Raw genomic sequence first — 26,521 nt, forward strand, 5'->3', positions numbered from 1 at the left:
GGCGCCACCGCTGATTACTGGCCGGCCGTTGCGGCTTCGGCCGGCGCCGGCGGATTGTTGAACACGGCCTTATCGGTCTCGATCCGCAGCTTGCTGATGTCCTTCAGTAGCTTTAGAGAACCGCTGACGTCCGGGTACTGGCTACGAATCTGAACCCCGGCCAGTTTATCCAGCTCAACGGCAAAGTTATCGGTCTGTTGGTTTTCGGCAAAATTCTTCTTCAGCCATTGTTTGGCGTCGGCAACGCTGCTGGAAAACAAGGCATCATTCTGTTGCACCAAGGCAATCTGGATCATTTCCAACCGAACTTTCAATTGCTGTTTGATAAAGTGAGCTTCTTCCGGGGTCAGCACGGCATTGACCGGCTGGTCGGTATGGCGCAATACCACATAGCCCTCCAATTGCTTGGCAACCTGTTGCAGGATTTCATGACCGTGTTCGGACAAATCCTGATTGGCCGCTTCCGGTTTTTCCAAGGCTTTGCCGGCATGTGGCAGAAACACCGCCAAGCTTTCTACCGAATCCTGCAATTGTTGGATTTGCGCGTAAAGGCCGACGATATCCGGTACGATGGCACTGTTCAACAACGACAGTTCTTTGGCAATCTGCTCTCTGACCTTGAATACCGCCGCATCTCCACTTTCGCGCAGCCGTTGGTCGGCCGCTTCCAGCGCCTGACGCGTGGTATTGACGTCGCCGACCAGCTGCAACCGCTGATTCGCGACTGTCAACAAGTATTCGGCATCCGCCAGCAGCCAATCGCCGCGTGTTTTACCCAATTGGCGCTGCACCACCAATATCGAGTTCTCCAATTCCTTGCGGGCTGTAGTCAAACGCTCTTCGTGCAACTGGGAGAATTCGGCCAAGGTTTGGTTGAAATGGTTGTCCTTGCCGGTCATTTCGGCATTGACGTTGGCGATCTGGGATTGCACCCCGGCCAACTGATCGCGCAAGCCGTTCAACTCCCGGTCCAGTTCGATGATTTTCTGATTGTCCTGACTATTCTCGGTGTCTTGGCTGGCTCGTAATTGCTGCAAATAATAAAAACCCGCCGCCGCCACCGCCACAACCAGGGCGATGGAAAGTATGCCTATCCAAAGACCGGCGTGCGACTTCTTAACCACTACCACCTGAGCTGGAGCTTCTTGTTTTTCTTCAATTACTTCCGCCACTGTTTTCCCCGTTCAATAACGTCGTCAAGGTCTCTAATATCGCCGCATCCGTCGCTTGCGAGCTGACTGCCACCCGTTTAAATCCTAGCTGTAGCGCAGTTTGGCCGATACGCTCGCTCACCACCACCAATCCGATTTGCCGCAATCGTTCAACCGACTCGCTGTCCAGCATTGCCAACAAATTTTGCAGCGCCTCAACGCTGGTCACCGTCACCGCTGCCAGCCGGTTTCCTTGCAGATCGGCCCGCAATCCAGCGGCATCAGCCTCCGGCCGGCTCCGGCTGTAGACTTCCAAATACTTCACTTCGGCACCGCGGCCACGTAGCCCATCCGCCAATTTTTCCCGGCCGCCGCAGCCGCGCACAATAGTGCAGCGCAAGCCAGCAACCTGCAGCAGTGCCGGCTCGGCTAGCAAACCGTCGCTACTGAATTCGCTGGCCGGCACACACGCCACCTCGCAGCCAGCCTGCCGCAACGCTTCCGCGGTTGCGGCGCCGACAGCCCCCAGTCTGGCTCCACGCCAACCCGGCATTTTGCCACCGAACGCCGGTATAGCAAAATCCACAGCGTTACTACTGGTAAAAATCAGCCAATCGCTGGCTGCGGCATCAGCCAGAGCTTGTGCCTCAGGCTGATGCGCAACGATCAGCAAGGTCGGAAACCGCACCGGAATCCCGCCACGGCTTTCGATTAATTCGCACAAATGCTCGGCTTGACCGGCAGGCCGGGTTACTAAAACGCGCGCGCCGTTCAAACCGGGCATCACTGGTAAAGCTCGCGGAGTATCTGATCGGCCCCTTGCGCCAATAAATCGTCCGCTACCGCCCGGCCCAATGCCTCAGCCTGCGCCAAACTGCTCTCTGCCTCGGCACGGTACAAAACGGAACCGTCGGGACTACCGACTAAACCACGCATGAACAAGCGCTGGCCTTTGACTTCGGCAAAACCGGCGATCGGCACCTGGCAACCGCCATTTAGTCTGGCGTTCATAGCCCGTTCCGCGCCGACGCGGATGCTGGTCTCTTCGTCGTGCAATACCTTTAGGTACTGATGAATCTCGGCATCGTCGATCCGGCATTCGATGCCGATCGCGCCTTGGCCCATGGCCGGCAAGGACTCCTCCGGCAGCAAGCGGGCGGTGATGCGTTCCGCCAAATCCAACCGTTTCAGTCCGGCCGAGGCCAGAATAATCGCGTCGTATTCGCCGGCATCGAGCTTGGCCAGGCGGGTATTGACATTACCGCGCAGGCTCAAAATTTCGGCATTCGGGAATTTTTCCTTAATTTGGCATTGACGACGCAAACTAGAGGTGCCGATTCGGGCATCCGCCGGCAGCTCGGCCAAAGCCCGGTAACGGTTGGAGACGAAGGCGTCGGTAGGATCTTCGCGTTCCAGAATCACCGCCAGATGCAAGCCATCCGGAAATTCGACCGGCACGTCTTTCATCGAGTGCACGGCAATATCGGCCGCCCCTTCCAGCATGCCCTGTTCCAGTTCCTTGACGAACAAACCCTTGCCGCCGACTTTCGCCAACGGCGCATCCAGGATTTTGTCGCCGCGAGTCACCATCTTCACCAGTTCGGTCTGCAAGCCCGGAAAAGCCTGACGCAAGCGCTCGGCGACGTGCTCGGCCTGCCACAAAGCCAGCGGACTTTGCCGGGTGGCGATTCGAATGATTCTGTCAGCCAAAATAGCTCCTGCCGATTCGGGCGGGAACCACCCGCACCCTGAGTTGAGAATAAATGGCGGCTATTGTAATCCGATTCTCCGGGAAAGGTGGGGGGAAGTTATCCTAGCGTCGCCGATTGCGTGGTTCCGGCACTGTGCCTGTAAAACTACCGACAACAAACTAAAACTGGAATGAGTGTAGTGACCGGAAATCAGCCAGCGGAGGCAGGGAGTTTCGCTCTAAAAATCTGGAACCAAGTTGCAGCCCATTGCATTCGGTCTTGCATATAAGTCAATTTATCTGGAAATCGCTGTATAAACTTCGGGTGCCATGAACTAGCTTCCCAGGTAGTTTTGGGACTGGACAATCCCCTTATCTCGGGGTTGTTAGCATAAACAACAGTCAGCGCCGAGTTCTTGTCCGCACGATGAAACACACTGTTGATCAAGACATCCGGCAATGCGACGTTTTTAGCGACTAGCCTGTTTGCGGCCAAATTAAAAATCGGCTGCCCCCACGGTGCGGTATCGTGTCCGACCCAAAAACACATCTGCTTGCCGAAATCCTGGTTTTCCGCCGTTTTAGCGGCTTGTGCGCCGGCAGCATCGCAAGCCGAGTGCCGAGCGAAACCTTTACCATCAACGACAAACTGTAAGCGTAGTACAACCATTTCCTGTAATTTGTCTTGCTCAATTTTGGCCAACACCGCCAATTCATCGCTGCCCCGACTGGACGGATTCTGGATGTGTGCCAACCCCTGCCAGTCTCCCTCCGGCAGCGGTATCGCCACATCGCCGATCACAACCTCATCAATAAAGCGACGCCCGGAAACGGAATCAGCCCGGTTTTCAGTTTTACCTGCGGACGCCACGCTCACCGCGGGCGAAGATACAATGGTAAAACGGTCGCTTTTGGGAAGTCCCTGGAACGAGACCGGACTAAGGCCCGTTATGCTGCGAAGCTTATCCAGCGCTTGCGAGTATTCCGCAGAGTCCTTGCGATAAGCGTAAAAGTGATCGGAATGGCGTGAACAGTTCACGCAAGGAGAGGAATCATAGGTATAAACGTCCACCGGGATATCCTCGGTGACCCCCTGAAAATCCTGACCGTGATACCCACCGAGAATAATTCGCCGGACGTTCCCGGCCTTTGCTCCAACCAATACCCATTTAACCGGCTCGTAAGACATCAGCGCGAGTACTTTGGGTATCGGGGAAGATGGGACTGTCACGGTCACGATATTCTGAGTGTGCTGTACGGCATATTGCTGATGACAATTCAGCATCGCTTGAGAATCCTTTCGGTTGGGACACTTTGCCCACCACGGCTGGGATTTAGGTCCATCGGCAGCGCCCCCACTATACACACCGACGACATGCAATTCGGTACCGGGCGGCAAAACATTAGCCTGAGGTGCCAGGCTGACGTCAAAGGACTCGTCGTGTCCGGCTGATCCGGTTGATAGCTGAACTTGTGTGGTGTTGGCCGCCACCTGCTGCACCGAATTCGCCGCACTCGCTCGGTAACTGGCAGCACTGGGTCTGGATGTAATCATCTGCTGCCAAGGTCCCAACCACACCACCAACGCGGAAGACAGGCAGGTCAAAACCACAGTCCAGCGCCACGTTGCCGATCGAACCCATAACCCTTCGCGCTCCATCGAGTTCACTTTGAAACTTTAACCTCGCGCTCGAGCCACAACTCGTTGCTCACCGTCAAAACTCAATTCGATGGCTTTAACGCCACATTTCTTCGCTTCTATCAGTGAATCCGCCAAACGCTCTTCAATGACACGCACCAGATCCCTAGAGGAACTACTCTTCCCGAGCTTCTTGAAACGCGCCATTAACGTCAGGATAATTTGGGGGTCGATACCTTGATTGACGACTTCCAAGCCGTAACTACGAATCATGTCCTCGATTTCCAAAGCAGCGACTCTGGCAACATCCAAACCTTGCAGCGCTCGAAACACGAATATTCGATCCAGCCGATTCAAAACTTCGGGGGCAAATAGACTCTCGCGGAGCGCTTCGACCGCGCTCGACCTCATCATGTCTGGCTCGCCAGCGAAAGTCTCGGCCAATTCCGTCAGGCGGTCAGTCGCTGCATTACTAGTCAAAACAAAAATCGCCGAGGTCGTGGCAATGTGGCGGCTATCGGAGCGCTCCGTTACAAATCCATCATTCCAAGCGGTCAAAAAGGCTTTCAGCACATCCGGATGCGCTTTCTCGATTTCGTCCAACAGCACCACCGCATCCGGCGTGTCCCGCAGACCGGCCGTCAACTTTCCATAACTGTCGGAACCGACATATCCCTTGGTCATACCGAACAATTGCGACAAAGAATAACTACCGGATGCAAATTGCGTCATGTCAAAATGCAGCAACGGACGTTCAAGTTCGTCGGCCAGCACTTTGGCCAGATAGGTTTTGCCGGTACCCGGTGGCCCGGCGAACAAAAATACGCCGACAGGCTTGCCGCGCTGAGATAAGGCCAAGCGCCGCCTAATTTGGGCAGATATGTCGTCGCAAACGCCGTCCTGCCCGACTACCCGCTGTTTCATCGCCTTGGAGAGACTTTCGGCGTCGATAAATGTAGCATTCTCCGCTTCGGCCAACCCGTCTTCTATAGCCTGTCTATTGGTCAGGCGGTCGAGAATATCCATAAGTAGCCCCTTGTGTAAAAAAGTGGGAAGCCGGGAGCGCTCGTAGAGCCATCCTAGCGCTAACAACAGCCATCCGACTAGAGCAAAGCCGGCTATATAGGCGATGTTGCTACGCAATCCGGAAATGATGCTTGGCACGACTGGCGCCTTCGGCCAGTGATCCTCAGCAAACTGAAACAAACTGACGAACGCGGTCACCGCAAACAGCACAGGCATCCAACGGCCAAAGGCACTAATCATCCGTCAACCGCCCAATCAAGAGGCCGGTAAAACCAAACTGACGCCCGGTTTTAACAGCGGCAGCGCAAGCGGGTTACCTCCGCTCTCAACGCCAAGCGTGATACCTCCGCCACCGTCATGAACTCCGGTTATTTTCACAGACTTAGTCCCGTCAAGCGGCACCGCGATCCGGGTTGGTTTTTTTTGTAAAACCACATCGCTCTGATAGCCGGCCGAAGCCACGTTGACCACATCGCCATCTGCGGCAGCAAAATCCCACAACGTGACCCACACCAACCTCAATCCGCTTGCCGCCGGATTAGCGTCTGGAGCCAAATCAACGCGCTTGGACAATTCCGACATCAATTGTTGCCGCTGTTCAGGCGGGAGTCGCATCGTAGCCAAAGCGGCTTCCGTATCGCTATCTGACACCGGCACTAACTCGACTGATTGGATCTTGGCGAACGTGGTCTCCAATTCGGCTTGGTGGGTACTGGAAACCTTATCGACAGCACCGGAAATCCATGCATCATCAATAGCGTAACCCAGCCCGGCAACCAGCAAGGCACTGATCAAAAGTAACTTAAGCGGCGAAGCTTGGCCGCTTCTGACCCGCCTCGACTCCTGCTCATTGCGTGACGGCTTTATCGGTTCCAAATGTTTCATGCTCTCCGGTATCCTCGAAGAATCGGCGAATTCCGCCGAGCAAATGATCTAACGCCATAATTGGCCGTATTGGCAGATTCACCATCTCAATCCATGTAAGCCACAACAACTCGACCGCTTGCCACAGCGAACTTTCCAAGTGATTTGGCCCGCCAAGCTTAGCCGTTACGTCAAAATCCGCAAGCCCAGTCTCCAACCGCATATCTCGAATGTGAGCCTAGTCCGTCAAAATGACCGAAATGCCCTATGCGAAGCCTAACCGAGGTCGACAAACCATCTGCCAGCGCTTGGAAAAAACGAAGATCGCTCTATCTTTAACCTGACAAATCGGACGAGTAGCCCGCATGAAACGATCCATACGCCTGCTAGCAATCGTCGGCCTGATTGCCGCTATACCCAGCATTGGCTGCTTTACCTACTACGCCGCGGCGGAGGCTGACACTGGCCGCGAGGCATTCGGCATTTCAGACCTGTTGGCGTATCCGACGGCTTTGTTGTCGTTCGCCGCCTTGGCGACCGGCCTCAGTGCCGAACCGCCTAACATTCGTCAGGCCGCGCTGGCGGCGATTTTTCTGTTGGCATCGCTCGCATTGATCTTGAGCCATAGCTTTTGAAAAACAGCCGACCGATACCGTCACCAAGCTCAACGAATTTCGAAACCCGCAAAATGTTCATCGCTGTGATGCTGCGTCACCGTCACCTCTCCGACTTTGGCCAACAGCGGCCCTCGATGGCACCAGGCCACCAATTTTTGCAATTCTTCCGAATGACCGCTGGCGACAATTTCCACGGAACCGTCAGCCAAGTTGCGAACGAAGCCGGATAGATTGAGCTTTACCGCCTGCTTCTGGGTATAGGCCCGAAAATAGACGCCCTGCACCCGGCCTTTAACGATGATATGCACACAATCCGTCATCGGCTGATCCTCCAGCAATAATGAATTTTTTGGTCGCGGGCGAAATCGTCCGGGATCGTGGCCGCAGTTATATCTTCGAAGTGCAGACCGGCCAAAGCCTCGCGGTCCAATTTGAAACGGCGGAAGTTGGTCGAGAAATACAAAACCCCGCTGGGCGCCAGTAAGGCCGCGGCGTTTTTCAGCAACGCGACATGATCGCTTTGGATATCGAAGGCCTCGTCCATTTTCTTGGAGTTGGAAAAGGTCGGCGGATCGAGAAAAATCAGGTCGAATTGCGGCCGGTTTTTTAACGCCGCTTGCTCGGCCAGCCATTTTGGGCAATCCGCCCGCACCAGTTTATGGTCGCCGCGGATGCCGTTCAATTCGAAATTACGCTTGGCCCAGTCCAGATAGGTGTTGGACATATCGACCGTGACCGACGCCACCGCACCACCAACCGCCGCATGCACCGTGGCGCTACCGGTGTAGGCGAACAGATTCAAAAACCGTTTGCCCTTGGCTTCCTGTTGAATCCGCAAACGCATCGGCCGGTGATCCAGAAACAGGCCGGTATCCAGATAATCCTCGAAGTTGACCCAGAATTGGCAACCGCCTTCCTGGACCACAAGGAAGCGGCCGGAATCGCCTTGCTTTTCGTATTGGTCGGTCGCTTTTTGCTTACGGCGGATTTTCAAAAACACCTGGTTGGCCGGGATTTCCAGCACCTTGGGAATCTCGGCCATCGCCCCAGCCAGACGCTGGTTGGCCTTGGCTGGATCGATGGTTTTCGGCGATTCGTATTCCTGGACGTTGACCCAGATTTGTTCGCCCTGGTACACATCCACCGCCACGGCGTATTCCGGCAAATCGGCATCGTACAAGCGATAGCAATGCACGTTATTCTGCTTGGCCCATTTCGCCAGCTTTTTCAGATTCTTGCGCAAACGGTTGCCGAACATGTCCGCTTGCGGATCGACCTGTTCGGCTTGGGCGCGGCGCCAGATGGATTCGGCGCGCTCCTGTTGCGACTTGGCCTTGGGCTCGAAGAACGCTCTTTCCTCAATGTTAAAACGCAACAACTTGCATTCCAGCGCCCCGTTGAACAACGTGATCGGCTTCTGCGAGCGGATGCCCAGCCTAAAGCCCAACTCCGGGTCGCTGATAATCATCGCCGCCTGCCAGCCGGCGAAGCGCTGTTTCAACACCTCGCCGAAGCGGCGGTAAAGCGCGGCGGTTTCCGCTTCGTCGCCCAAGCGTTCGCCGTAGGGCGGATTACAGGCGATCAAACCTTTGGGCCAGCTTTCCGCCGCGGCCGCATCGCCGATGTCGCGTTTTTCGATATGAATCTTGCCGGACAAGCCGGCGTTTTCGACGTGCTGAACCGCAGTGGCGACGGTACGCCGGTCCTGGTCGAAACCGACGATGGTAGGCAGTTTTGCCAGCCCGGCCTCGCGGCGTTGCCGTGCTTCGTCGAGCAAGCCTTGCCACAACTCGGCATCGTGTTTCTTCCAGCCCAGAAAACCAAAATAATCGCGCTGCAAACCCGGCGCGATATCGGCGGCAATCAAGGCGCCTTCCAGCAGCATCGTCCCGGAACCACACATCGGATCCAGCAACGTGCCGCCTTGTTCGGCAATCTTCGGCCAGCCGGCGCGCAGCAAAATCGCCGCTGCCAGGTTTTCCTTGATCGGCGCGGCAATGCTGACGTCGCGAAAACCGCGCTTGTGCAAACTCTCGCCGGACAAATCCAGGCTGAGCTGGGCCAAGTCGTTGTGCAGATAAACATTGACCCGCAGCGAGGGCCGTTCGGTCTCGACACTGGGCCGTTTGTTGAATTTGGCGCGCATCTGGTCGACGATGGCGTCCTTGACCTTTTGTGCGCCGAAATGGGTGTTGTTGATAGCAGGACTGTTCTTGCTGCTGAACGACACCGCCAGACTGTCGTCCGGCTTCATATGCTCGAACCAATTGATGCGTTTGACGCCGTCGTACAAGTCCTGCTGGGATTTGACCTCGAAACTGCTCAGCGGCAGAAAGATCCGGTTGGCGACCCTGGACCACAAACACACTCGGTAGGCCAGCGCCAAATCGCCGTCGAAGGCCACCCCGGCCAGTTTTTCCTTGACGTTTTGGCCGCCGAGGCTGCGGATTTCGTTAGCGAGGATGCCTTCCAGCGCCTTGGGCGCAGTAGCGTAAAGAGGGTATTGCGTCATGATGGGCGACCGGAACAAGTGGGTCGGCTAGGATACTAAAACTACCGCTGCCGCGGCGGCATTTTTTGGCAACACGGCGATCCGCCTCGCGCGAACGCCGTGTTGCCAAAGGGCTTAACGGGCGGAGATCGGTTTCACATCGCGGGTGGTCACGCCTTTGTACAACTGGCGCGGCCGGCCGATTTTCAGTTCCGGATCGGAGATCATTTCGTCCCATTGCGCGATCCAGCCCACCGAGCGCGCCAACGCAAAAATCGCGGTGAACATTTCGGTCGGAATCCCCAGAGCCCGCAACACGATACCGGAATAGAAATCCACGTTCGGATACAGTTTTTTCTCAACGAAATACGGATCTTCCAGCGCAATCCGCTCCAATTCCATCGCCAGCTTGAACAAACGGTCGTCGTTCAGATTCAGCTCGTCCAGCACTTCATGGCAGGTTTGCCGCATCAGCTTGGCGCGCGGATCGTAGTTTTTGTATACCCGGTGACCGAAGCCCATCAACCGGAACGGATCGTTTTTATCCTTGGCCTTGGCCACATATTCGCCGATTCGCGACACGTCGCCGATTTCTTCCAGCATATTCAATACCGCTTCGTTGGCACCGCCATGCGCTGCACCCCACAGACAGGCGATACCGGCGGCGACGCAGGCGTAAGGATTGGCGCCGCTGGAACCGGCCAGACGTACCGTCGAGGTCGAAGCATTTTGCTCGTGATCGGCATGCAGGATCAGAATCCGGTCCAGCGCCCGCATCAGTACCGGATTGGCCAGATAATCCTCGCCCGGATCGCCGTGCATCATGCGCATGAAGTTTTCGGCGTAGCCCAGTTTGCGCTTCGGATAAATGAACGGCATGCCGATGCTGTATTTGTAGCACATCGCCACCATGGTCGGCATTTTTGCGATCAACCGAATCGCGGACATGTAACGATCTTCTTTGCAGGTAATATCCATCACGTCGTGGTAGAACGCCGACAGCGCACCGACGACGCCGACCAATACCGCCATCGGGTGGGCATCGCGGCGGAATCCGCTATAGAATTTGATCAACTGCTCGTGGACCATGACATGCTGACTGATGGTCGTGACGAAGCCCTTCATTTCCGCGCCGTTGGGCAGATCGCCGTTCAATAACAGGTAACAGACTTCCAGAAAGTCGCATTTCTCGGCCAATTGTTCGATAGGATAGCCGCGGTACAGCAACACACCGGCGTCGCCGTCGATAAAGGTGATTTTCGAGGTACAACTGGCAGTGGAAGTAAAACCGGGGTCGTAAGTGAAACAACCGGTTTGCGCGTACAGCGAGCGAATGTCGATGACCGACGGCCCCATGGTGCCAGCAGTAACCGGCAATTCGACGGCCTGTTCCTGGCCATAGTGTTTTAACGTCACTTTTTGATCAGTCATGTCAAATTTCTCCGGTAATAACGAGCGTTTTAGACGGGGTACGCGACTTATTCTATTGCAATTAGCGAATAAACACAGCTTAAGATCGGGATTGTTTACAAAAAGACCTCGATAACAGGGGTTTTCCAATTCACTGAAACCGGGTTGATTCCGGGGAGGACAAGATGGAGCGCTGGATATGGTTGGTTATTCTTTTGGCCTGGCAAGGCATGCGGCAGCCGGCTAACGCTTGGGAACTTCAGGATACCCCGGAACCCTTAAAACCCTGGATCGGCTGGGTGCTGCACGACCAACCGCAACACGGCTGCCCGTTCTGGTTCAACGACCTCCAAAACAAGCAATGCGCCTGGCCCGGTCGATTCGTGCTAAACCTGCAACCCAACCGCGGCAATTTCGAGTCCGAGTGGACACTTTACCGCAAAAGTTGGATCACGCTACCCGGCGACGAACGCCACTGGCCGCAAGCCGTGACGGTAGACCAACAAGCCGCTCCGGTCGCGATCAAGGATGGCAGGCCGGCCCTGGAATTACCGGCAGGACATTACCGGATCAGCGGCCAATTCGTTTGGGACCAGCTTCCGGAACAACTGGCCATCCCGGAGGCCTCCGGCTTACTTCGGCTTAGTATCGACGGCCGGCCGGTGGATTATCCGCGGATCGAACAGGGTGCGGTCTGGCTGGCGGAGCGGGCCGCAGCCGACGCCGGCAATCGGGAGAACCGCCTGGAACTGCACGTTTTTCGCCAAGTTATCGACGAATCCCCGCTGCAAATGATCACCCGGCTGGACCTGGAAGTCTCCGGCGCCGCGCGCGAGCTTGAATTTGGCCATGCCTTGTTACCGGGCTTTATTCCGATCAATGTCAACAGCCCGCTGCCGGCCCGGCTGGACGGAAACGGCCGCTTATTCGCCCAAGTCCGCCCCGGTCACTGGATCATCGATATCCACAGCCGCCATCCGCAGTATTTGACGCAACTGGAGCTGGCAATCGACGATGCCGGCTGGCCGCAGGAAGAATTATGGACGTTTCAAGCCTTACCCTCCCTGCGGTTGACCAAAATCACCCAACCTGCGGCGATCGACGGCAGCCAGACCAACCTGCCTGACGACTGGCGGCATTTGCCGACCTACCGTTTGCACCAAGGCGACAGCATGATTTTCAACGTGATCCGCCGCGGCGATCCCGAACCCGAACCCAACCAGCTAGCCCTGACCCGCACCCTGTGGCTGGATTTTTCCGGCACCGGTTACACGGTCAACGACCGGATTAGCGGCAGCATGCGCCGCGACTGGCGGCTGAACGCGGAGCCGGAGTTACATCTCGGCCAAGTACAACTGAACGGTCAAAACCAGCTGGTCACTCAATTGCCCGACCATAGCCAAGGCGTGGAAATTCGTAGCGGCAATCTGCAACTGAATGCCGACAGCCGGATCGAGACCGATATCTCGAGTTTGTCCGCCAGCGGCTGGCAGCAACGCTTTCAGCAGGTCCGGGCTGAACTGAAAACACCGCCCGGCTGGCGCTTACTGGCGGTGACCGGGGTCGACAACGCCCCGGACACCTGGCTGAACCGCTGGACCTTGCTGGATTTGTTTCTGGTGTTGCTCGGCGGCCTGGCGGCCGGACGCCTGTGGTCTTGGCCATGGGGCGGCGCGGCCCTGCTCGGCTTGAGTCTGATCTGGCACGAACCCGATGCACCGCGCCTGATTTGGCTGCTGACTCTGGCAACGCTGGCCTTGCTGCGGGTATTGCCGGAAGGCAAAGCCCGGCACTGGTTGGCCGCTTGCCGCAATTTATGTTGGCTGACGCTGGTTGCGTTGGCGGTTCCATTCGTAGTGGATCAAATCCGGATCGGCACTTATCCGCAACTGGAGCAGCCGGAACAGACCGAGCCGAGCGCCGCCTACACCAGCGCGCCCGCCGCACCCGAAGCGTTGCAAAGCGATGCGGCGCCGGCAGAACTGGCTGACGCGCTGCCCGAGGCAAGAGTATTCAAACGCAGTTACTCGACGAAATCCGAAGCCAGCGGCGGAGCCAGCAGCTCCGCCGACCTGGAGCGGACCGATCCCGACGCCAATCTGCAAACCGGCCCCGGTCTGCCGAACTGGCATTGGCGTAGCGTCCATCTGGCCTGGAACGGCGGGGTGGATAGCCAACAGCAAGTGCAGCTGTGGTACCTGCCGCCTTGGGCCATGATGTTGCTGCATTTTTTGCAGGCCGGGATAACCCTGGCGCTGCTTCTAAGGCTGACCGACGTCTCGATTGGTGGCTGCTGGCGCCGGATGGCGCCCACTGCTGCCTGTGTGGTGCTGGCGCCGCTGCTGGCTATGCCGAGCCGACCGGCATATGCGGATTTGCCCGATCCGCAATTGCTGGCCGAGCTGAAAGCCCGGCTGCTGCAAGCTCCCGCTTGCTTGCCCGACTGTGCTCAGATCGCGGAAATGCAAGTGCAAGCCAAACCGGACCTGCTGCGCCTGCAATTGCAAATCCACGCCCAGCAAGCGCTGGCGGTGCCGCTGCCGGCACAGGCCGACCAATGGCTGCCGGAAACGGTTGAGGTCGACGGCACACCGGGGCAGGCCCTGTTCCGCAATGCCTCCGGCGACGTCTGGCTGGCGTTGCCGCGCGGCGTACACAGTGTGGCGATGCAAGGCCGGTACCGGGAACCGGTCAAGTTCACACTGCCGTTGCCGCTGATCCCGCAACATGTCAGCCTCGCCGCCGACGGCTGGCGTATCGACGGCGGCTACGAAGACGGCAAAGTCGGTCCGCAACTGGAATTCAGCCGGCTGCAAACCGAAACACCGGCCGGTAAAGTCCTGCCGCAAACGGCGCTGCCGGCGTTCGTCCGCGTCAGCCGCACTCTGCACCTGGGCCTGGATTGGCGCATCAACACCCGAGTCGAATCACTGGCCGAATCCGGCAATCCGATCATGTTCGAACTACCGTTGCTAAAAGGCGAGGCGGTAACCACACCGCTAGTCCGGGTCAAGGACGGCAAGGTATTGGTGAATATTGCCGCCAGCGAAGGCAGCGCAGAATGGGAGTCGGTGTTGGAAAAATCGGGCCAAATCGACTTGCTGGCCGATGCCGGCGGCCAATGGCACGAAGTCTGGCAGGTCGAGGTAAGCCCGGTTTGGCGCCTGCATAGCGACGGCCCGGCTCCGATTTACCGGGAAAATCCGCAAGGCCCCTGGCTGCCGGAGTGGCATCCCTGGCCCGGCGAGCGCGTGTCGTTGAAAGTAGAACGCCCGGCGGCGGTCGCCGGGGCCACGCTGACGATAGACAGCAGCGAATTGTTGGTCCAGCCCGGCGCACGTAATCAGACTGCCGAACTCACGCTGGCTATCCGCAGTTCGAAAGGCGGCCGACACACGATCATTTTGCCGGACACCGCCCAACTGCAGGAAGTGGCGATCGACGGCGTCAACCAGCCGATACGCCAGCAAGGCACCAGTGTCAGCCTGCCGTTGCGGCCCGGTCACCAGCAAGCGGTGTTAAAGTGGCAGACCCCGCTGCCGCTCGGTTTCACGACCTCCACGCCCAGTGCCAATCTCGGCAGCGCCAGCGTCAATAGCCGCATTCGGTTGATCATGCCGCAAAACCGCTGGCTGCTGTGGACCGCAGGCCCCTCGTTCGGCCCGGCTGCGTTAATCTGGGGCTTGTTGTTGGTACTGGCTCTGATCGGCTTCGGTCTGAGCAAAACAGGAGCCACGCCGCTGAAGCACTGGGAATGGTTTTTACTGCTGACCGGCCTGAGCCAATTGCACGTTGCCGCCGGCATTTTCATCGCCGGCTGGCTGTTTGCGTTGCAATGGCGCGCCAGACAGCCGCCTGCCGGAGTACACCGCTTCAACCTGTTACAAATCGGCCTGGCAAGCGGCAGCGTATTGGCTTTGCTGGTATTGGCCTGGGCGGTGGAACAAGGCCTGCTCGGTAGCCCGGAGATGCAAATCGCCGGTAACCATTCGACGGCTTACCAACTGAATTGGTACCAGGACCGCAACGACCCGCAGTTGCCCAGCGCCACGGTACTCAGCCTGCCGCTGGCAGCGTTCCGCGGCCTGATGCTGGCTTGGGCGCTGTGGCTGGCGGCGGCTATGTTGAAATGGTTGCGTTGGGGCTGGGCCTGTTTCGCGGCGGGAGAGATTTGGCGCAAATCAGCCAAAACCTGACCGGCATGACATCAGCTACCTTTATGCTTTTCTTCGACCATGGCGTCGATCATCAGCATAACGTCGGCGCTGGCGTTTTCGGCCAACTGCATCTGATGGATGATTTCGTTCAGCATGGCTTGATCTTCCTGCCACTTGCCGCGTGAGATTTGGTATGCGCGCTGGGTTGTGGTGTGGACGTCGGCATGCGGTTGGTTCAGTTTGGCGTAAGCCGCGGTATGCCGAAAAGATTCGTAGCCCAGTCCTTCGTAATACCACTTGCCCAATCGGCAATTATGGTTGTCGACCATAATGGCCTGACGTTGCGGACAATCGCTAGGCGTTTCTATCGAAATATAGCCGTTCTGCTTGTAGATGATATGGTCCAACTTGGTCAGCAAACCGAAGGATTTGTCCTTGGCGTAGGCGATAAAGCCCAGCGAAGCTTTGGCGGATTGCGACAGGTTGGAAAACTGTTGCCGGAACGAGCTGACTTGGGCCATGATCTCCTGCGAAATGGCCGCTGAAGTTTCGGCTTCTCCATGCATTTGTTCGACGCGCGAGTTAAAGGCCCTCAGCGTCTTCGAGACTTCCATTGCCGCGTCCTTGGTATGCTCGGACAAGTTTTTCACCTCGTCCGCCACCACCGCAAAGCCACGACCGTGTTCCCCGGCCCGGGCCGCTTCGATCGACGCGTTCAATGCCAACAGGTTGGTTTGGTCGGCAATCCCGGTGATCATCGATAAGGATTCGGTAATTTTTTTACTGTCGCTGATCAAGGCTCCGATCACGTCGGACACCGAATGCACGTTGGAGTTGATATCGGCCAACGAGTGGCTGATCGTTTCTACAGTGGCCAAACTATCGTCGGCGTTGCGTCCGGTTTCGGTGGCGATGCTCTCCACCTTTTGCATCTGCTCGGTGATATTGATCAGATCGTTTTGGTTGCCTTTCAGATTAGTCAGCAAATTGGAGGTATTCAGCGCGTGCAAGCCGGCCGACAAGCGGTTTTTGATCATTAGCTGGTCGTTTTCGTCCATCAACTTGATCGCCGCATTCATGTTTTTGGCCGACTGCTTCAGCAAACCCGGCAAACCGTCGACCAGAGCATAGCGTTCATGGTTACCTTGCGAGGCATGACTGAAACAGGTACTGATTTCCTTGAAATAACATTCCATGATGTCCAGTGTCTCGTTCAACTCCCAGGCCACCTTGCCGATTTCGCCCATGCCGCGGGTTTTGGTGACCCGATGGTAGAGCTCTCCGTCATTGGTATGCTTCAGCACTTGCTCCATCCGCTCCAACACCAGCAGACTTTGTCTGCCGGTCTGCCAGGCGATCAGAGCCACCAGCGGCAACGGCAATAACAGCAGCAACATGATCCAGGAAAAACCGAACATGATCACGGAGTAAACCAAGGCACCCAGCGCCGAGACCAGTATCGCCGCTACCGCATAATTCAGCTTGGTTCTTAAAAACGGAATGTTGGCATTGGAACTCATCGCTTAAACTCCGTTGGGCTTGTACAGGTTGAGCACTAAACTGTTGTAATGCTTAGCCCCGGTTTGCTTGACCTGATCCAGAAGGTACGCCAGGGATAAGTCCGGGGCATCCTTGGCGGAGCTGCGCTTTTCGATGGCGAGCATTTCCCGGTAAATCGGAATCAGCACCTCCAACGCCGAGCGCGGCGGATTGCGCCGCACCGAATAGTAGCCTTGCAACTTGCCGTTACGGTCGTAGTCGGGCGTGATGTTGGCGAACACCCAATAATAACCGCCGTCGGCACACAGGTTTTTAGCGAATCCGAAAAACTCGTCGCCGGCTTTCAAGGTATTCCACATAAATCGGAATACACCGCGCGGCATGTCGGGATGGCGAATGATGTTGTGCTGTATGCCTAGCAGTTCGTGTTCCGGATAGCCGGCAATCTCCATGAAAATCCGGTTGGCGTAGGTAATTCGCCCGGCAGCGTCGGTTTTGGAGACGATAAAATCCTCGTCGCCCAGTTTTTTTTCATGATTGTTGGGAGTAATTCCGGGTTTCATGGGCGCACCGTTCAGGAAATAACATTACTAAATCTAGCTGAATTTCCGGTTTTTGGGGGTACGCTAATGCCGCTTTTGCCGTGTGCGTCGTGAAATATCCGCACGCCTGCGGGACAGGGTCAATTCAGCAGATTAATCAACAACCGCTTGATCGACGCCGGTTCGAACGGCTTGTCGAGAATGGCAGACACATCCGATTTTTCGATAGCGGCCAGCCGGCTTTGGTTCTGTTCGCTGGTCACCATCAGGACCGGCGTGGAGCCTCGCTCCGGATGGTTACGGATATGTTCGACCAATTGCAAGCCGTCCATTTCCGGCATGTTGTAATCCGTGACAATCAGATCGAAATAGTGCTGGCTGAAAAGCTGTAAGCCTTGTTTGCCGTCATGGGCAACGGTCAATTGGTCAACGCCGATGTTGTTAAACACCTTGGTCAGATATTTCAAAGAAAAATCGCTGTCGTCGACCAGCAGCACCCGCAAGTCTTCGATATCGATATGCTCCAGCCCGAGCTTTTCCGGATGCACGTATTCGAGCGTGGACTGCAAGGCCGTACGCAAGGCTTCTCGACCGAACGGCTTGGGCAGAATCGCAATCGCACCGGCTTGGCGTATCGGCTCCAGGTATTTGATATTGGTCTCGCTGGAAATCAACAAAAAGGCCATTTCGTAGGAGGCACTGTCCTCGCGCAAGGCGTGAACCAATTCCACACCGGTCATGTCCGGCAAATACATCGCACTGACCACCAAATCGGGCCGGCTATGCTGCAAACCCTGAAACAACTCCCGGCCGCTGGCGACGCAAATGATGTCGCTGATCCCGAAACCCTGTAAATATTGGATGATGATGAGCTGTTGGGTGTGGGACGGCTCCACCAGAAACACTTGGAGATTCGACAGCTCGGGATCGGTCATGGATTAATGGCCCTTCATACAGTAGAGAGTCAAGCCGATATGAGCTTGCTTGGCGAAATGGTTGGCGGCGATAAAATCTTCGCGGGTTAAAGGTAGCCCATGAATGGAGTGGTCGCAATAGATCAGACCGACCATCTTGTTCTCGGCCCGAATCGGAAAGACAAAACATTCGTGGCGGCCGATATGCTGCACGATTTGGGGGGTATAAAGGCCGGGATGCTGCTCCGGAAATTGCCAGGCGCCTTCGGTTTGGCGCAGGGCGTTGAAAAACAAATTGGTGGAATTTTCCGAATTCAGAATCCGCAGCTTCTGTTCCGGAACCGGTTTGCGCCAACCCAAGGAAAATTTTTCGTTCAGCGCCTGTTTATCCGGACTTAGCAGCATGAATAAGGTCCTATCCATTTCCACCCCGCGATGAATGCCTTCCAGCACCATCTCGAATAACTGGTTCAGGTTGATTTGGCCGCTGATATGGCTGCTGATATCCTGCAGGATCTGAAACTGCAATTGCTTCTTGTCGAACGGTTCTTCGGCCGACGCTTCGTCGGCCACCGCATCGACTTTGATAAAGCGCGACGCATCGTCCGCACCGAATTGGCGGGCGATCAGCGCCGCCTCTTGGGTATTTTTCTCGATTCTGGCACGTATTTCCGGCAGCGGCAGCCGGGTGAGCTCGCTGAACTTAGTCAGACAAGCGGTCATTAGCGGCGAATCGGGGCCGGCCTGCAACGCTTGGCAGATATCGTGACCCAACTTGACCATCTGCACCCGTTTGTCCGCAGAATCGGGTTTGGCGATCGCTTCTTCGATCAATCCGCCCAGGCTCCAGGACTTGCTGAGCTTTTTGCCGAGATCTCGCAACGAAAAGCCGAGGATTTTTTTCTCGGCTTCCGCGCCGCTCAAACCGCATTTTTCGAGTTTCGCGTGCGCCTGCTTGGAATGCGGATCGCTGGAACACCAAAACGCGACGTGGCCAAGATTGTGCAGCAGGGCCGCAACAAACACCTCCTCCGGCGAAATATCGCCCACGGCGACCGCAAGATTCTTGGCCTGGACCGCCGCATGCAGAGCCTTGGCGATCTCCCGGTTGGCCCGATTTTTATCGCTGGTCGACAAAATCGCTTCGAAGAACGAACATGCCAGCGTCAATTCGCGGATGATTTCGGCACCCAACACGACAATAGCCCGCGACACGGTGCTCATCTTCTGCTTGGACGGATTGTAGTACGGGCTGCTGCCGACTTTCAGCACCTTGGCAGTCAGGTTGGGATCTTGCAGAATCACCGTCGCCAACTCCATTGCCCCTTTCTTGCGATCATCCAACGCCGCATAAATATTGTGCGCGGTGTTGGAGAAAATCGGCATTTCCTGGCCGCGCAACAGCTCCGTCCAGTCTTCCAGGTTTGCCGGCGCTTTTTGTGGTCCGCCCATCGGCTTACAAGGCTTTGATTTTGGCGTACTGTTCCTTCAGATTGGTCAACGAGGATTGCAAACCGGCCAGTTTCTCGCGCTCCTTGGCAATGACTTCAGGCGGCGCCTTGTCGACAAACGCGGCGTTGCCGAGTTTGCCTTCGATGCGCGGCAATTCTTTTTCGATGCGCTGAATTTCCTTGTCCAGCCTTGCCAGTTCGGCGCCTTTGTCGATCAGGCCGGCCATCGGAATCAGGATTTTCATGTCGCCGACCAGCGCAATCGCCGATTCCGGCGCGTTGTCGCCGGCGTTCAACCAAACGATGCCTTCCAGTCGGCCAAGCTTTAAAAGATAGCTTTCCAATTCTTTAAGATTGGTTTGGTCGGTCGCCGAGCCGTTTTGCAACAACACATTCAACGGCTTGCCCGGCGCGATGTTCATCTCGCCGCGGATGCGGCGGATACCGAGGATGAAATCCATCGCCCATTGCACCTGGGTTTCGGCAGCGGTGTCGATGGCGGCGGCATCGCTGTCCGGATAGGGCTGCAACATGATGGTCGCCGCTGTGACGCCGGCCAATGGCCCGACCCGTTGCCAGATTTCCTCGGTGATGAACGGCATGATCGGATGCGCCAGGCGCAGCACGGTTTCCAGGACTCGCAACAAGGTTTGGCGGGTGCCGCGTTGCAGCAGTGCATCGTCGCTTTGCAGCGAGATTTTCGCCAGCTCCAGATACCAGTCGCAGTACTCGTTCCAGGTAAATTCGTAAATCGCCTGTGCCGCCAAGTCGAAGCGGTAGCTGTCGATGGCGCTAAGGGTGTCGGCGATGGTGCGGTTCAGTCGGGACAAAATCCACTGGTCGGCCGGGCTGTAGCGGCACTCGGCGCAATCGACGCCGTTGTCCTGGCCTTCGGTGTTCATCAACACATAGCGCGCCGCGTTCCACAATTTGTTGCAGAAGTTGCGGTAGCCCTCGGTACGCTGCAAATCGAAGCGGATGTCGCGGCCGGTCGAAGCCAGCGAGGCGAAAGTAAAGCGCAGCGCATCGGTACCGTAGGACGGGATACCGTCCGGAAACTGCTTGCGGGTGGCTTGCTCGATTTTCTTGGCCAAATGCGGCTGCATCATGCCGGACACGCGTTTTTCCACCAACGCATCCAGCTCGATGCCGTCGATGATGTCGATCGGATCGAGCACGTTGCCTTTGGATTTGGACATCTTCTGGCCTTCGGCGTCTCGCACCAAGCCGTGAATGTAGACTTCCTTGAACGGCACGTCGCCCATGAATTTCAGGCCCATCATGATCATTCTGGCCACCCAGAAGAAAATGATGTCGAAACCGGTGACCAGCACGCTGGTCGGGTAATGCGCGGCCAATTCAGGGGTTTGGTCCGGCCAGCCCAGGGTCGAAAACGGCCACAGCGCCGACGAGAACCAGGTGTCCAGCACGTCTTCATCCTGTTGCAGCGGATAATCGGCGGCCAAGCCGTGCTTGGCGCGAATTTCAGATTCGGAATGGCCGACGTAGGTATTGCCCTTATCGTCGTACCAAGCCGGAATGCGGTGGCCCCACCAGATTTGCCGGGAGATGCACCAGTCCTGGATGTTGCGCATCCATTCGAAATAGGTATTTTTCCAGTTGTCCGGCACGAATTTGATGGCGCCGGTTTCGACGGCTTCGATGGCCGGTTTCGCCAACGGCGCGATTTTGACGTACCACTGGTTGGTCAGGAACGGTTCGATCACCGCGCCGGTGCGGTCGCCGCGCGGCACCATCAATTTGTGATCGGCGATTTTTTCCAGCAAGCCTTGGGCGTCCAGATCGGCGACGATGCGTTTGCGGGCTTCGAAGCGGTCCAGGCCAATGTAAGCTTCCGGGATCAAGCTGAAGCCGTCGTCATTGCCACGCACGGCGGCATCGACGGTGAAGATATTGATCAAGCCGTTATGAGGTTGGTCGGCAATGACGTTGCTGTGTTTGTGGCGCGACCAGACTTCGTAGTCGTTGAAATCGTGGGCCGGGGTGATCTTGACGCAGCCGGTGCCGAATTCCGGATCGACGTAGTCGTCGGCGATGATCGGAATCAAGCGGCCGGTCAACGGCAGTTCGACCAGTTCGCCGATCAGGTGTTTGTAGCGTTCGTCATCCGGATGCACCGCCACCGCCGCGTCGCCGAGCATCGTTTCCGGGCGGGTGGTCGCGACGATCAAGTGGCCGGTGCCATTGGACAGCGGATAGCGCATGTGCCACATCGAGCCGTTTTCTTCTTCCGACAACACTTCCAGGTCGGACACCGCAGTGTGCAACACCGGGTCCCAGTTCACCAAACGTTTGCCGCGGTAAATCAGGCCCTCTTCGTACAATTTGATGAATACTTCCTGCACCGCAGCAGACATGCCGTCGTCCATCGTGAAGCGTTCCTTGTCCCAATCCAGCGACGAACCCATGCGGCGCAACTGGCGGGTGATGGTGCCGCCGGATTGTTCTTTCCATTCCCAGACTTTTTCGATGAAGGCGTCGCGGCCGTAATCGTGGCGGGTTTTGCCGTCGGCATTGATGATGCGCTCGACCACCATCTGGGTGGCGATGCCGGCGTGGTCGGTGCCGGGTTGCCACAAGGCGTTATGGCCTTTCATGCGGTGATAGCGGGTCAAGGCATCCATGATAGTGTCCTGAAACGCATGTCCCATGTGCAGGCTGCCGGTGACGTTGGGCGGCGGAATCATGATGCAGTAAGATGGGCCTTCGCGGTTGGCGGCGAAATAACCACTCTCTTCCCAGAGTTGATACCAGCGTTGTTCGATAGCGTGCGGGGAATAGGTTTTGTCCATGTTTTGTGTTGGAAAGGCTTGCGTTTATACGAGCGGATATTTTACCTGTAAAACTTTACCCGGCTAGATTTTCGGTGGATTTGCAAGTATTTAGCGAAAGCAAAGGCCGCGGCTGAACGCGGCCGTGCGCTGAATGAAGGATCGGCGACACTTTACAAGATATGCTCGCGGATAGCCGCTTCATCGGCGGCAACCAGATTTTTATCCAGCGAATGATCCACCAGACTTTGCAAATGGCCGTTGAGTACGTGGCGAAGCGCACCTAAAATTCAGGCGGCGCGACCAGAACCAACTTGTCGAACTCGCGCCCGACCCGCCCTTGTTCCAACCTGTCGGCGATTTGCCTGGCGAAAACCTCGGCTTCGTGGTGTTTCAAATCGGTAGGAGCCTCGAAGGTATGGTCGCCTTCGCCGTGTCCGCCGGCAATGCCGCCCTGACGGTCGCTGACCTCGTCCTGGCCGGGCATCCGGCCTTCGCCTTCGGCATGGGTCAAACCGTCCAATTCGAGCATCGGCTCGATGCGACTGGTTAAGTTGAAAAAACGCGCTCTGCTGCTGTCCGTAACAATGACTCGGGTGACTGGCATAACAACCTCCTCGATAGTACGTTACGTTGCCGGGAGTCTTAGCCGGGTGGATTCTCCGGCTTTACCACGGATCGTATGCCTCCCGCCGCGCTGTCTAAATCGGGATTGCCGGCGAATTTGATCCCAGTCAATAAATATGCGATTTGCGCTTCCGCTTCGGCCGGCGTTGCAAGTAGGCTGGAAGCAGATCGGCTCGCGACGGCGAGGAACCGGTCGCCCCGACCCTAGTCCCGGCAACTGCGAAGCGACTATCGCCAAGGAATGTGGCCGGTTCAGAGCTGAGCGGGTTCGGCGAAAACCGAATTTCAGCCTTACAATTCGGCACGCCACATCGAACCAAGCGCGCCGAACAGGGTCACCCTACTGCATGGAGCAATTTTTTCTCGCCCTCTGCCAACCCGGCGAATACGGCCGACAAGCGGCGGATGGCGGTGTGACCGTCCCAAAGGTTGCTGCCGGCAACATTAAAATAACTAAAACGCACACAGGGGAACCACCATGAAACTATTGCTGTTCACATTTACCACCGGTCTCGCTCTGCTCTACCTAATGAACATGGCGATGCTGAAGTCGGCAATTCCTAGTGTGGAGTGGAGCATCCACGCCGGCACTCGATTTTTGGTGGGTTTTTTCGTACTCGGCGTCGTTTGTTTTTACTTCAAACAATTGACATTCAAACACGCTGTCCAGTTGACTCTGGCCGCGGTCGTTCTCGACTATCTGTACGATTATTACGTCGAAGCCTATCGGCTCAACTTCGAGATCATTTTGCACGGTATTTACATGCTGGTCTGGGGCGCGCTGATGGGGTATTTGACCTGGCGCTACAAAAACCAGTCGCCTTCGAAATGAAAGACTTGCTTGCCCGAAGCAATCGCTATTTTGCGGCATTCGGTTAGCCGAACCATGGATCTGCGGCAAATCTGCCAAAGCTTTGCCACGCCTGGCCGGATCGAAGCCATCATCCTGCGTCCGGCGCGCGGCGAACCGGCGGTTTCGGTCAGAGAGGCCGTCGCCGAACCCGGCCGCGGCTTGCTCGGCGACCGCCGCTCGGCCACCAAACAATCCGGACGACAATCGTCGAAACGCGAGATCACGCTATTTCAAGCCGAACATCTGCCGCTAGTCGCCGGTTGGTGCGGACTCGACTACCTGGACCCGCTCCGGCTACGGCGTAATTTGCTAATCTCCGGCTTGAATCTGGTCGGCATGCGCTCGCCGTTTCCGGATACGCAACTGGAATGGGTTATCGGCGACGAAGTCAGGATTCGAATCACCGGACCTTGCGACCCGTGCTCGAAAATGGCGGCAGAATTAGGTGCCGGCAGTTACAACGCCTTGCGCGGCCACGGCGGCATGACTGCGGCAATCGTAGCCGGCGGCGTGATCCGAATCGGCGACCGCGTCAGTTTGCACGCAGTCAGAACGCTGCCCGGAAAAACCGCCCGCCCGGATTGATCAAGCCCGTTGCCGTTGCAGCACCAGCGCCGTTTTACTTAATACTTGCAGCAGCGGGCCGGCGCCGGCAATCGCCACCGCGTCGACCAGACAATACCAAGCGGCCACGCCGCTGGGCGGATTGCCTTGCGGCAGATGCGAGGCGGGATCGATCTCGGCCCAAGCCCAAGTCCCGGCGCTGGTGCCGACAATTTCCAACCACGAGGTAATGAAAAACGCCCCCAGATAAACCATCGGCGAACGGCCTTTGAACAGGTAGCCCAAAAACACGATAAACAGTACCGCGCCGATCACATCGAGCCGAGTGTAACCGCTCAAGCCCCAGGCCGCCCAACTGCCGCAAGCCGCGACGACGAAAACAGCGATAGGCCGCGCGTAGCGCTGGAACAGGCCGGAGCGACCCAAAGCGACGGCAGTCAAATAGACTAAACCGTGGCCGGCCGGCACATAGGCCGGTACGTTGCCGAAGCGGTAGATGTATCCCTTCATGTAGACCGACGCAAAATATTCGCCGATTAACGCAAACGTCACCGCCACCGCAACCTGAGTGCGAACGTATTTGCACTCGCCGCGTAGCCAGGCGAACAAAAACAGCCAGCCGAACACAGCCAACACGTATTGCATGAACTGCGGCGCGAAGCCATCCATGGTCAAACAAATCGTCGTCGTCACAAAAGTGAATCCGGCGATTTGGTAATCGCGGCGGCGGTGCTCGGCTGAGCTATCGACTGGTGGAAAATGGGGTAGCGAAAAAAAACTCATAGCGGATCAAATAAAGGCATAAACCACGGCGAGGTAACGTAACACTTTACCGAAAAAGATCGCCAGCAGCGAAGAAAACCAGGACAAACGCAACCATCCCGCCGCGAAACACAAGCCGTCGCCGACCAGCGGCAACCAGGAGAACAACAAAGCCCAACTGCCCCAGCGGCGCACGGCGCGCAACGAACGCTGCCGCTCGCTCGCCAACACAGTCTCGGCTGGATATTTGCCGGCCGCCCACAATCCAAGCCACCAGGTGGTCAGCGCCCCCAGGGTATTGCCTACTGTGGCGACGGCCACCAGCGATACCAGCGGAATTTGCTGCTGGCTGACCAAGTAAGCCAACACCGCTTCGGAGCCGCCAGGCGCGACCGTCGACGAAATAAACGCGCTGGCGAACAAGCCCAACAGGCCCCAGGATTCGAATTGCATTTCCGTGTCCCATAAAAAAGCCCCTGAAACCGCAAAGCTTCAGGGGCTTTTGCTCATGTGGCTTATTTGTCCGGCAGAGCGATAGCGTTTTTACCGGAAACCATTTTCACCAGTTTACTGATCAGTTGCACAACCAAGCCAACCAGATGCGCCGCTTGCTCCAGAATCGTCGCGACGATTTCCCCAGCACTCATCCCGGCAAAGCGCTTTGCCAACCACGGCGCAGCAATCAAGCCGATGGCCAGGCCAATCACGGTAACGCCGGAAACGATTGAATCGTCAGGCTGAACCGGAGCCGAAACGGCTTTGGCCGCCGCCGGTTGCGCCGCAACCGGCGCTGGAGTTACTGGAGCGTCGACCTTTGGATCGTAAGGCTTACCGCTGTAATCGTCTGGAAAAATGCTTGCGGTGACGCCCGGAATGCTCGGCAAATCTTCACCGCCTTTACCGACCTTTAACTGGCCTTTCATGCCTTTTTCCATGTGCTGAGCGATATCGCAGTGAACCAAATAGGTTTTATCGCCCGGCGGCAAGATCAGGGTGCCGGACACTTTACCCGGTCCGCTGACTTCCAGATGGAACATGCCTTTTGGGTATAAATACTTGGGCAGGCCATGCATCATCCATTGGTGGCGTATTTCGTCTTCGTTGATGAAATGCACGGTCAGCTTGGTGCAAGGCTCGAACTGATATTCCTGCTGGTCGAACGCGAACATGGTGCCGGGAAATTTTTCCGAATACTTGTGTCCGGCCCGCACGGTGATTTCCTTGGTGGCGGCGATTTTTTCACAACCGCCCGGCAGGGTGTCGGTGTTTTGACCCATCACCATCGCGCCGTCCATATCCATCAAATGCCCGTCGCCGTGGTTCATCATCTGATTATGATCCTGAACCTCCTTTGCAGACACAGTCGAGACCGACAGAGCGCAGACTAAAGAAGCTAGTGAAAGAAATTTGACCATGGCGCGAGTACCTGTGAGGCGTTGGTGAATCAAGAATCTACCGCAAACCGCGGGTT

At 56.7% G+C, this 26,521-nt stretch carries 21 protein-coding genes and 1 pseudogene; 4 read left to right on the top strand and 18 right to left on the bottom strand.

What is annotated here, in order from left to right:
- Positions 1–14 precede the first annotated feature (14 nt).
- The 6 genes from C2U68_RS00410 to C2U68_RS00435 all read right to left on the bottom strand — a co-directional run bounded on the left by C2U68_RS00410 (position 15) and on the right by C2U68_RS00435 (position 6,391).
- Positions 15–1,172 carry a uroporphyrinogen-III C-methyltransferase gene (locus C2U68_RS00410; RefSeq protein WP_140910529.1) on the bottom strand — a complete coding sequence of 386 codons (1,158 nt, stop codon included), beginning with the start codon at positions 1,170–1,172 and terminating at the stop codon, positions 15–17.
- Positions 1,156–1,935, bottom strand: coding sequence for a uroporphyrinogen-III synthase (locus C2U68_RS00415; protein WP_260839146.1), 780 nt, complete (start codon positions 1,933–1,935; stop codon positions 1,156–1,158). The genes C2U68_RS00410 and C2U68_RS00415 overlap by 17 nt, the downstream gene beginning before the upstream one ends.
- Complete coding sequence (gene hemC, locus C2U68_RS00420; protein WP_140910531.1) at positions 1,935–2,861, bottom strand: hydroxymethylbilane synthase; 927 nt, start codon at positions 2,859–2,861, stop codon at positions 1,935–1,937. The genes C2U68_RS00415 and hemC overlap by 1 nt, the downstream gene beginning before the upstream one ends.
- Before the next feature lie 191 nt (positions 2,862–3,052).
- Complete coding sequence (locus tag C2U68_RS00425; RefSeq protein ID WP_140910532.1) at positions 3,053–4,447, bottom strand: hypothetical protein; 1,395 nt, start codon at positions 4,445–4,447, stop codon at positions 3,053–3,055.
- Between the two features lie 72 nt (positions 4,448–4,519).
- Positions 4,520–5,746 carry an AAA family ATPase gene (locus C2U68_RS00430; RefSeq protein WP_222101853.1) on the bottom strand — a complete coding sequence of 409 codons (1,227 nt, stop codon included), beginning with the start codon at positions 5,744–5,746 and terminating at the stop codon, positions 4,520–4,522.
- Between the two features lie 15 nt (positions 5,747–5,761).
- The gene (locus C2U68_RS00435; RefSeq protein WP_140910533.1) at positions 5,762–6,391 is read right to left on the bottom strand and encodes a hypothetical protein; all 630 of its coding nucleotides are present in this window, start codon (positions 6,389–6,391) and stop codon (positions 5,762–5,764) included.
- A gap of 344 nt (positions 6,392–6,735) precedes the next feature.
- Here C2U68_RS00435 and C2U68_RS00440 point away from each other — a divergent pair, with 344 nt between their 5' ends.
- On the top strand, positions 6,736–7,005 hold the full coding sequence (locus C2U68_RS00440; protein ID WP_140910534.1) for a hypothetical protein: 270 nt from the start codon (positions 6,736–6,738) through the stop codon (positions 7,003–7,005).
- Positions 7,006–7,034: 29 nt separating this feature from the next.
- On the opposite strand, the gene yccX is transcribed toward C2U68_RS00440, so the two are convergent.
- The 3 genes from yccX to gltA form a co-directional block, all read right to left on the bottom strand.
- A complete protein-coding gene (yccX, locus tag C2U68_RS00445; RefSeq protein ID WP_140910535.1) occupies positions 7,035–7,307 on the bottom strand; it encodes an acylphosphatase in 273 nt (90 codons plus the stop codon).
- Entirely contained in the window at positions 7,304–9,499 is a 2,196-nt protein-coding gene (gene rlmKL / locus C2U68_RS00450; protein WP_140910536.1) for a bifunctional 23S rRNA (guanine(2069)-N(7))-methyltransferase RlmK/23S rRNA (guanine(2445)-N(2))-methyltransferase RlmL, read from the bottom strand. Before rlmKL ends, yccX begins: the two co-directional genes overlap by 4 nt.
- A 114-nt stretch (positions 9,500–9,613) precedes the next feature.
- On the bottom strand, positions 9,614–10,909 hold the full coding sequence (gltA, locus tag C2U68_RS00455; RefSeq protein ID WP_140910537.1) for a citrate synthase: 1,296 nt from the start codon (positions 10,907–10,909) through the stop codon (positions 9,614–9,616).
- A 164-nt stretch (positions 10,910–11,073) separates the two neighbouring features.
- On the opposite strand from gltA, the gene C2U68_RS00460 reads away from it, so the two are divergent.
- Positions 11,074–15,084 (top strand): hypothetical protein, encoded by a 4,011-nt coding sequence (locus C2U68_RS00460; protein WP_140910538.1) that lies wholly within the window; start codon positions 11,074–11,076, stop codon positions 15,082–15,084.
- Between the two features lie 11 nt (positions 15,085–15,095).
- Here the strand turns inward: C2U68_RS00460 and C2U68_RS00465 are convergent, their stop codons facing one another.
- The 6 genes and pseudogenes from C2U68_RS00465 to C2U68_RS00495 form a co-directional block, all read right to left on the bottom strand.
- Positions 15,096–16,565, bottom strand: coding sequence for a methyl-accepting chemotaxis protein (locus C2U68_RS00465; protein ID WP_140910539.1), 1,470 nt, complete (start codon positions 16,563–16,565; stop codon positions 15,096–15,098).
- 3 nt (positions 16,566–16,568) lie between these two features.
- A complete protein-coding gene (locus C2U68_RS00470; RefSeq protein ID WP_140910540.1) occupies positions 16,569–17,108 on the bottom strand; it encodes a PAS domain-containing protein in 540 nt (179 codons plus the stop codon).
- Positions 17,109–17,227: 119 nt separating this feature from the next.
- On the bottom strand, positions 17,228–18,022 hold the full coding sequence (locus tag C2U68_RS00475; RefSeq protein ID WP_140910541.1) for a response regulator: 795 nt from the start codon (positions 18,020–18,022) through the stop codon (positions 17,228–17,230).
- A gap of 3 nt (positions 18,023–18,025) precedes the next feature.
- Positions 18,026–19,453 carry an HDOD domain-containing protein gene (locus C2U68_RS00480; protein ID WP_140910542.1) on the bottom strand — a complete coding sequence of 476 codons (1,428 nt, stop codon included), beginning with the start codon at positions 19,451–19,453 and terminating at the stop codon, positions 18,026–18,028.
- Positions 19,454–19,457: 4 nt separating this feature from the next.
- Positions 19,458–22,265 (bottom strand): valine--tRNA ligase, encoded by a 2,808-nt coding sequence (locus C2U68_RS00485; RefSeq protein WP_140910543.1) that lies wholly within the window; start codon positions 22,263–22,265, stop codon positions 19,458–19,460.
- A gap of 152 nt (positions 22,266–22,417) precedes the next feature.
- A pseudogene (locus tag C2U68_RS00495) lies at positions 22,418–22,851 on the bottom strand (host attachment protein).
- Positions 22,852–23,349: 498 nt separating this feature from the next.
- Here C2U68_RS00495 and C2U68_RS00500 point away from each other — a divergent pair.
- Positions 23,350–23,703 carry a hypothetical protein gene (locus C2U68_RS00500; RefSeq protein ID WP_140910545.1) on the top strand — a complete coding sequence of 118 codons (354 nt, stop codon included), beginning with the start codon at positions 23,350–23,352 and terminating at the stop codon, positions 23,701–23,703.
- 54 nt (positions 23,704–23,757) lie between these two features.
- A complete protein-coding gene (locus C2U68_RS00505) occupies positions 23,758–24,309 on the top strand; it encodes an MOSC domain-containing protein (RefSeq protein ID WP_140910546.1) in 552 nt (183 codons plus the stop codon).
- On the opposite strand, the gene C2U68_RS00510 is transcribed toward C2U68_RS00505, so the two are convergent.
- The 3 genes from C2U68_RS00510 to C2U68_RS00520 all read right to left on the bottom strand — a co-directional run bounded on the left by C2U68_RS00510 (position 24,310) and on the right by C2U68_RS00520 (position 26,465).
- The gene (locus C2U68_RS00510) at positions 24,310–25,071 is read right to left on the bottom strand and encodes a hypothetical protein (protein ID WP_140910547.1); all 762 of its coding nucleotides are present in this window, start codon (positions 25,069–25,071) and stop codon (positions 24,310–24,312) included.
- Between the two features lie 6 nt (positions 25,072–25,077).
- Positions 25,078–25,503: a YqaA family protein gene (locus C2U68_RS00515; protein WP_140910548.1), complete on the bottom strand. Its 426-nt coding sequence runs from the start codon at positions 25,501–25,503 to the stop codon at positions 25,078–25,080.
- Between the two features lie 62 nt (positions 25,504–25,565).
- The gene (locus C2U68_RS00520; RefSeq protein ID WP_140910549.1) at positions 25,566–26,465 is read right to left on the bottom strand and encodes a copper oxidase; all 900 of its coding nucleotides are present in this window, start codon (positions 26,463–26,465) and stop codon (positions 25,566–25,568) included.
- Positions 26,466–26,521 lie beyond the last annotated feature (56 nt).

The sequence above is a fragment of the Methylomonas koyamae genome (assembly GCF_006483455.1).
GTDB classification, from domain to species: Bacteria; Pseudomonadota; Gammaproteobacteria; order Methylococcales; family Methylomonadaceae; genus Methylomonas; species Methylomonas koyamae_B.

What these genes read in the sequence shown, in the direction of transcription:
- C2U68_RS00415 (WP_260839146.1), bottom strand. Translation starts at nt 1,935, where the DNA reads ATGCCCGGTTTGAACGGCGCGCGCGTTTTAGTAACCCGGCCTGCCGGT.
- C2U68_RS00430 (WP_222101853.1), bottom strand. Translation starts at nt 5,746, where the DNA reads ATGATTAGTGCCTTTGGCCGTTGGATGCCTGTGCTGTTTGCGGTGACC.
- C2U68_RS00435 (WP_140910533.1), bottom strand. Translation starts at nt 6,391, where the DNA reads ATGAAACATTTGGAACCGATAAAGCCGTCACGCAATGAGCAGGAGTCG.
- C2U68_RS00440 (WP_140910534.1), top strand. Translation starts at nt 6,736, where the DNA reads ATGAAACGATCCATACGCCTGCTAGCAATCGTCGGCCTGATTGCCGCT.
- yccX (WP_140910535.1), bottom strand. Translation starts at nt 7,307, where the DNA reads ATGACGGATTGTGTGCATATCATCGTTAAAGGCCGGGTGCAGGGCGTC.
- rlmKL (WP_140910536.1), bottom strand. Translation starts at nt 9,499, where the DNA reads ATGACGCAATACCCTCTTTACGCTACTGCGCCCAAGGCGCTGGAAGGC.
- gltA (WP_140910537.1), bottom strand. Translation starts at nt 10,909, where the DNA reads ATGACTGATCAAAAAGTGACGTTAAAACACTATGGCCAGGAACAGGCC.
- C2U68_RS00460 (WP_140910538.1), top strand. Translation starts at nt 11,074, where the DNA reads ATGGAGCGCTGGATATGGTTGGTTATTCTTTTGGCCTGGCAAGGCATG.
- C2U68_RS00465 (WP_140910539.1), bottom strand. Translation starts at nt 16,565, where the DNA reads ATGAGTTCCAATGCCAACATTCCGTTTTTAAGAACCAAGCTGAATTAT.
- C2U68_RS00470 (WP_140910540.1), bottom strand. Translation starts at nt 17,108, where the DNA reads ATGAAACCCGGAATTACTCCCAACAATCATGAAAAAAAACTGGGCGAC.
- C2U68_RS00475 (WP_140910541.1), bottom strand. Translation starts at nt 18,022, where the DNA reads ATGACCGATCCCGAGCTGTCGAATCTCCAAGTGTTTCTGGTGGAGCCG.
- C2U68_RS00480 (WP_140910542.1), bottom strand. Translation starts at nt 19,453, where the DNA reads ATGGGCGGACCACAAAAAGCGCCGGCAAACCTGGAAGACTGGACGGAG.
- C2U68_RS00485 (WP_140910543.1), bottom strand. Translation starts at nt 22,265, where the DNA reads ATGGACAAAACCTATTCCCCGCACGCTATCGAACAACGCTGGTATCAA.
- C2U68_RS00500 (WP_140910545.1), top strand. Translation starts at nt 23,350, where the DNA reads ATGAAACTATTGCTGTTCACATTTACCACCGGTCTCGCTCTGCTCTAC.
- C2U68_RS00505 (WP_140910546.1), top strand. Translation starts at nt 23,758, where the DNA reads ATGGATCTGCGGCAAATCTGCCAAAGCTTTGCCACGCCTGGCCGGATC.
- C2U68_RS00510 (WP_140910547.1), bottom strand. Translation starts at nt 25,071, where the DNA reads ATGAGTTTTTTTTCGCTACCCCATTTTCCACCAGTCGATAGCTCAGCC.
- C2U68_RS00515 (WP_140910548.1), bottom strand. Translation starts at nt 25,503, where the DNA reads ATGCAATTCGAATCCTGGGGCCTGTTGGGCTTGTTCGCCAGCGCGTTT.
- C2U68_RS00520 (WP_140910549.1), bottom strand. Translation starts at nt 26,465, where the DNA reads ATGGTCAAATTTCTTTCACTAGCTTCTTTAGTCTGCGCTCTGTCGGTC.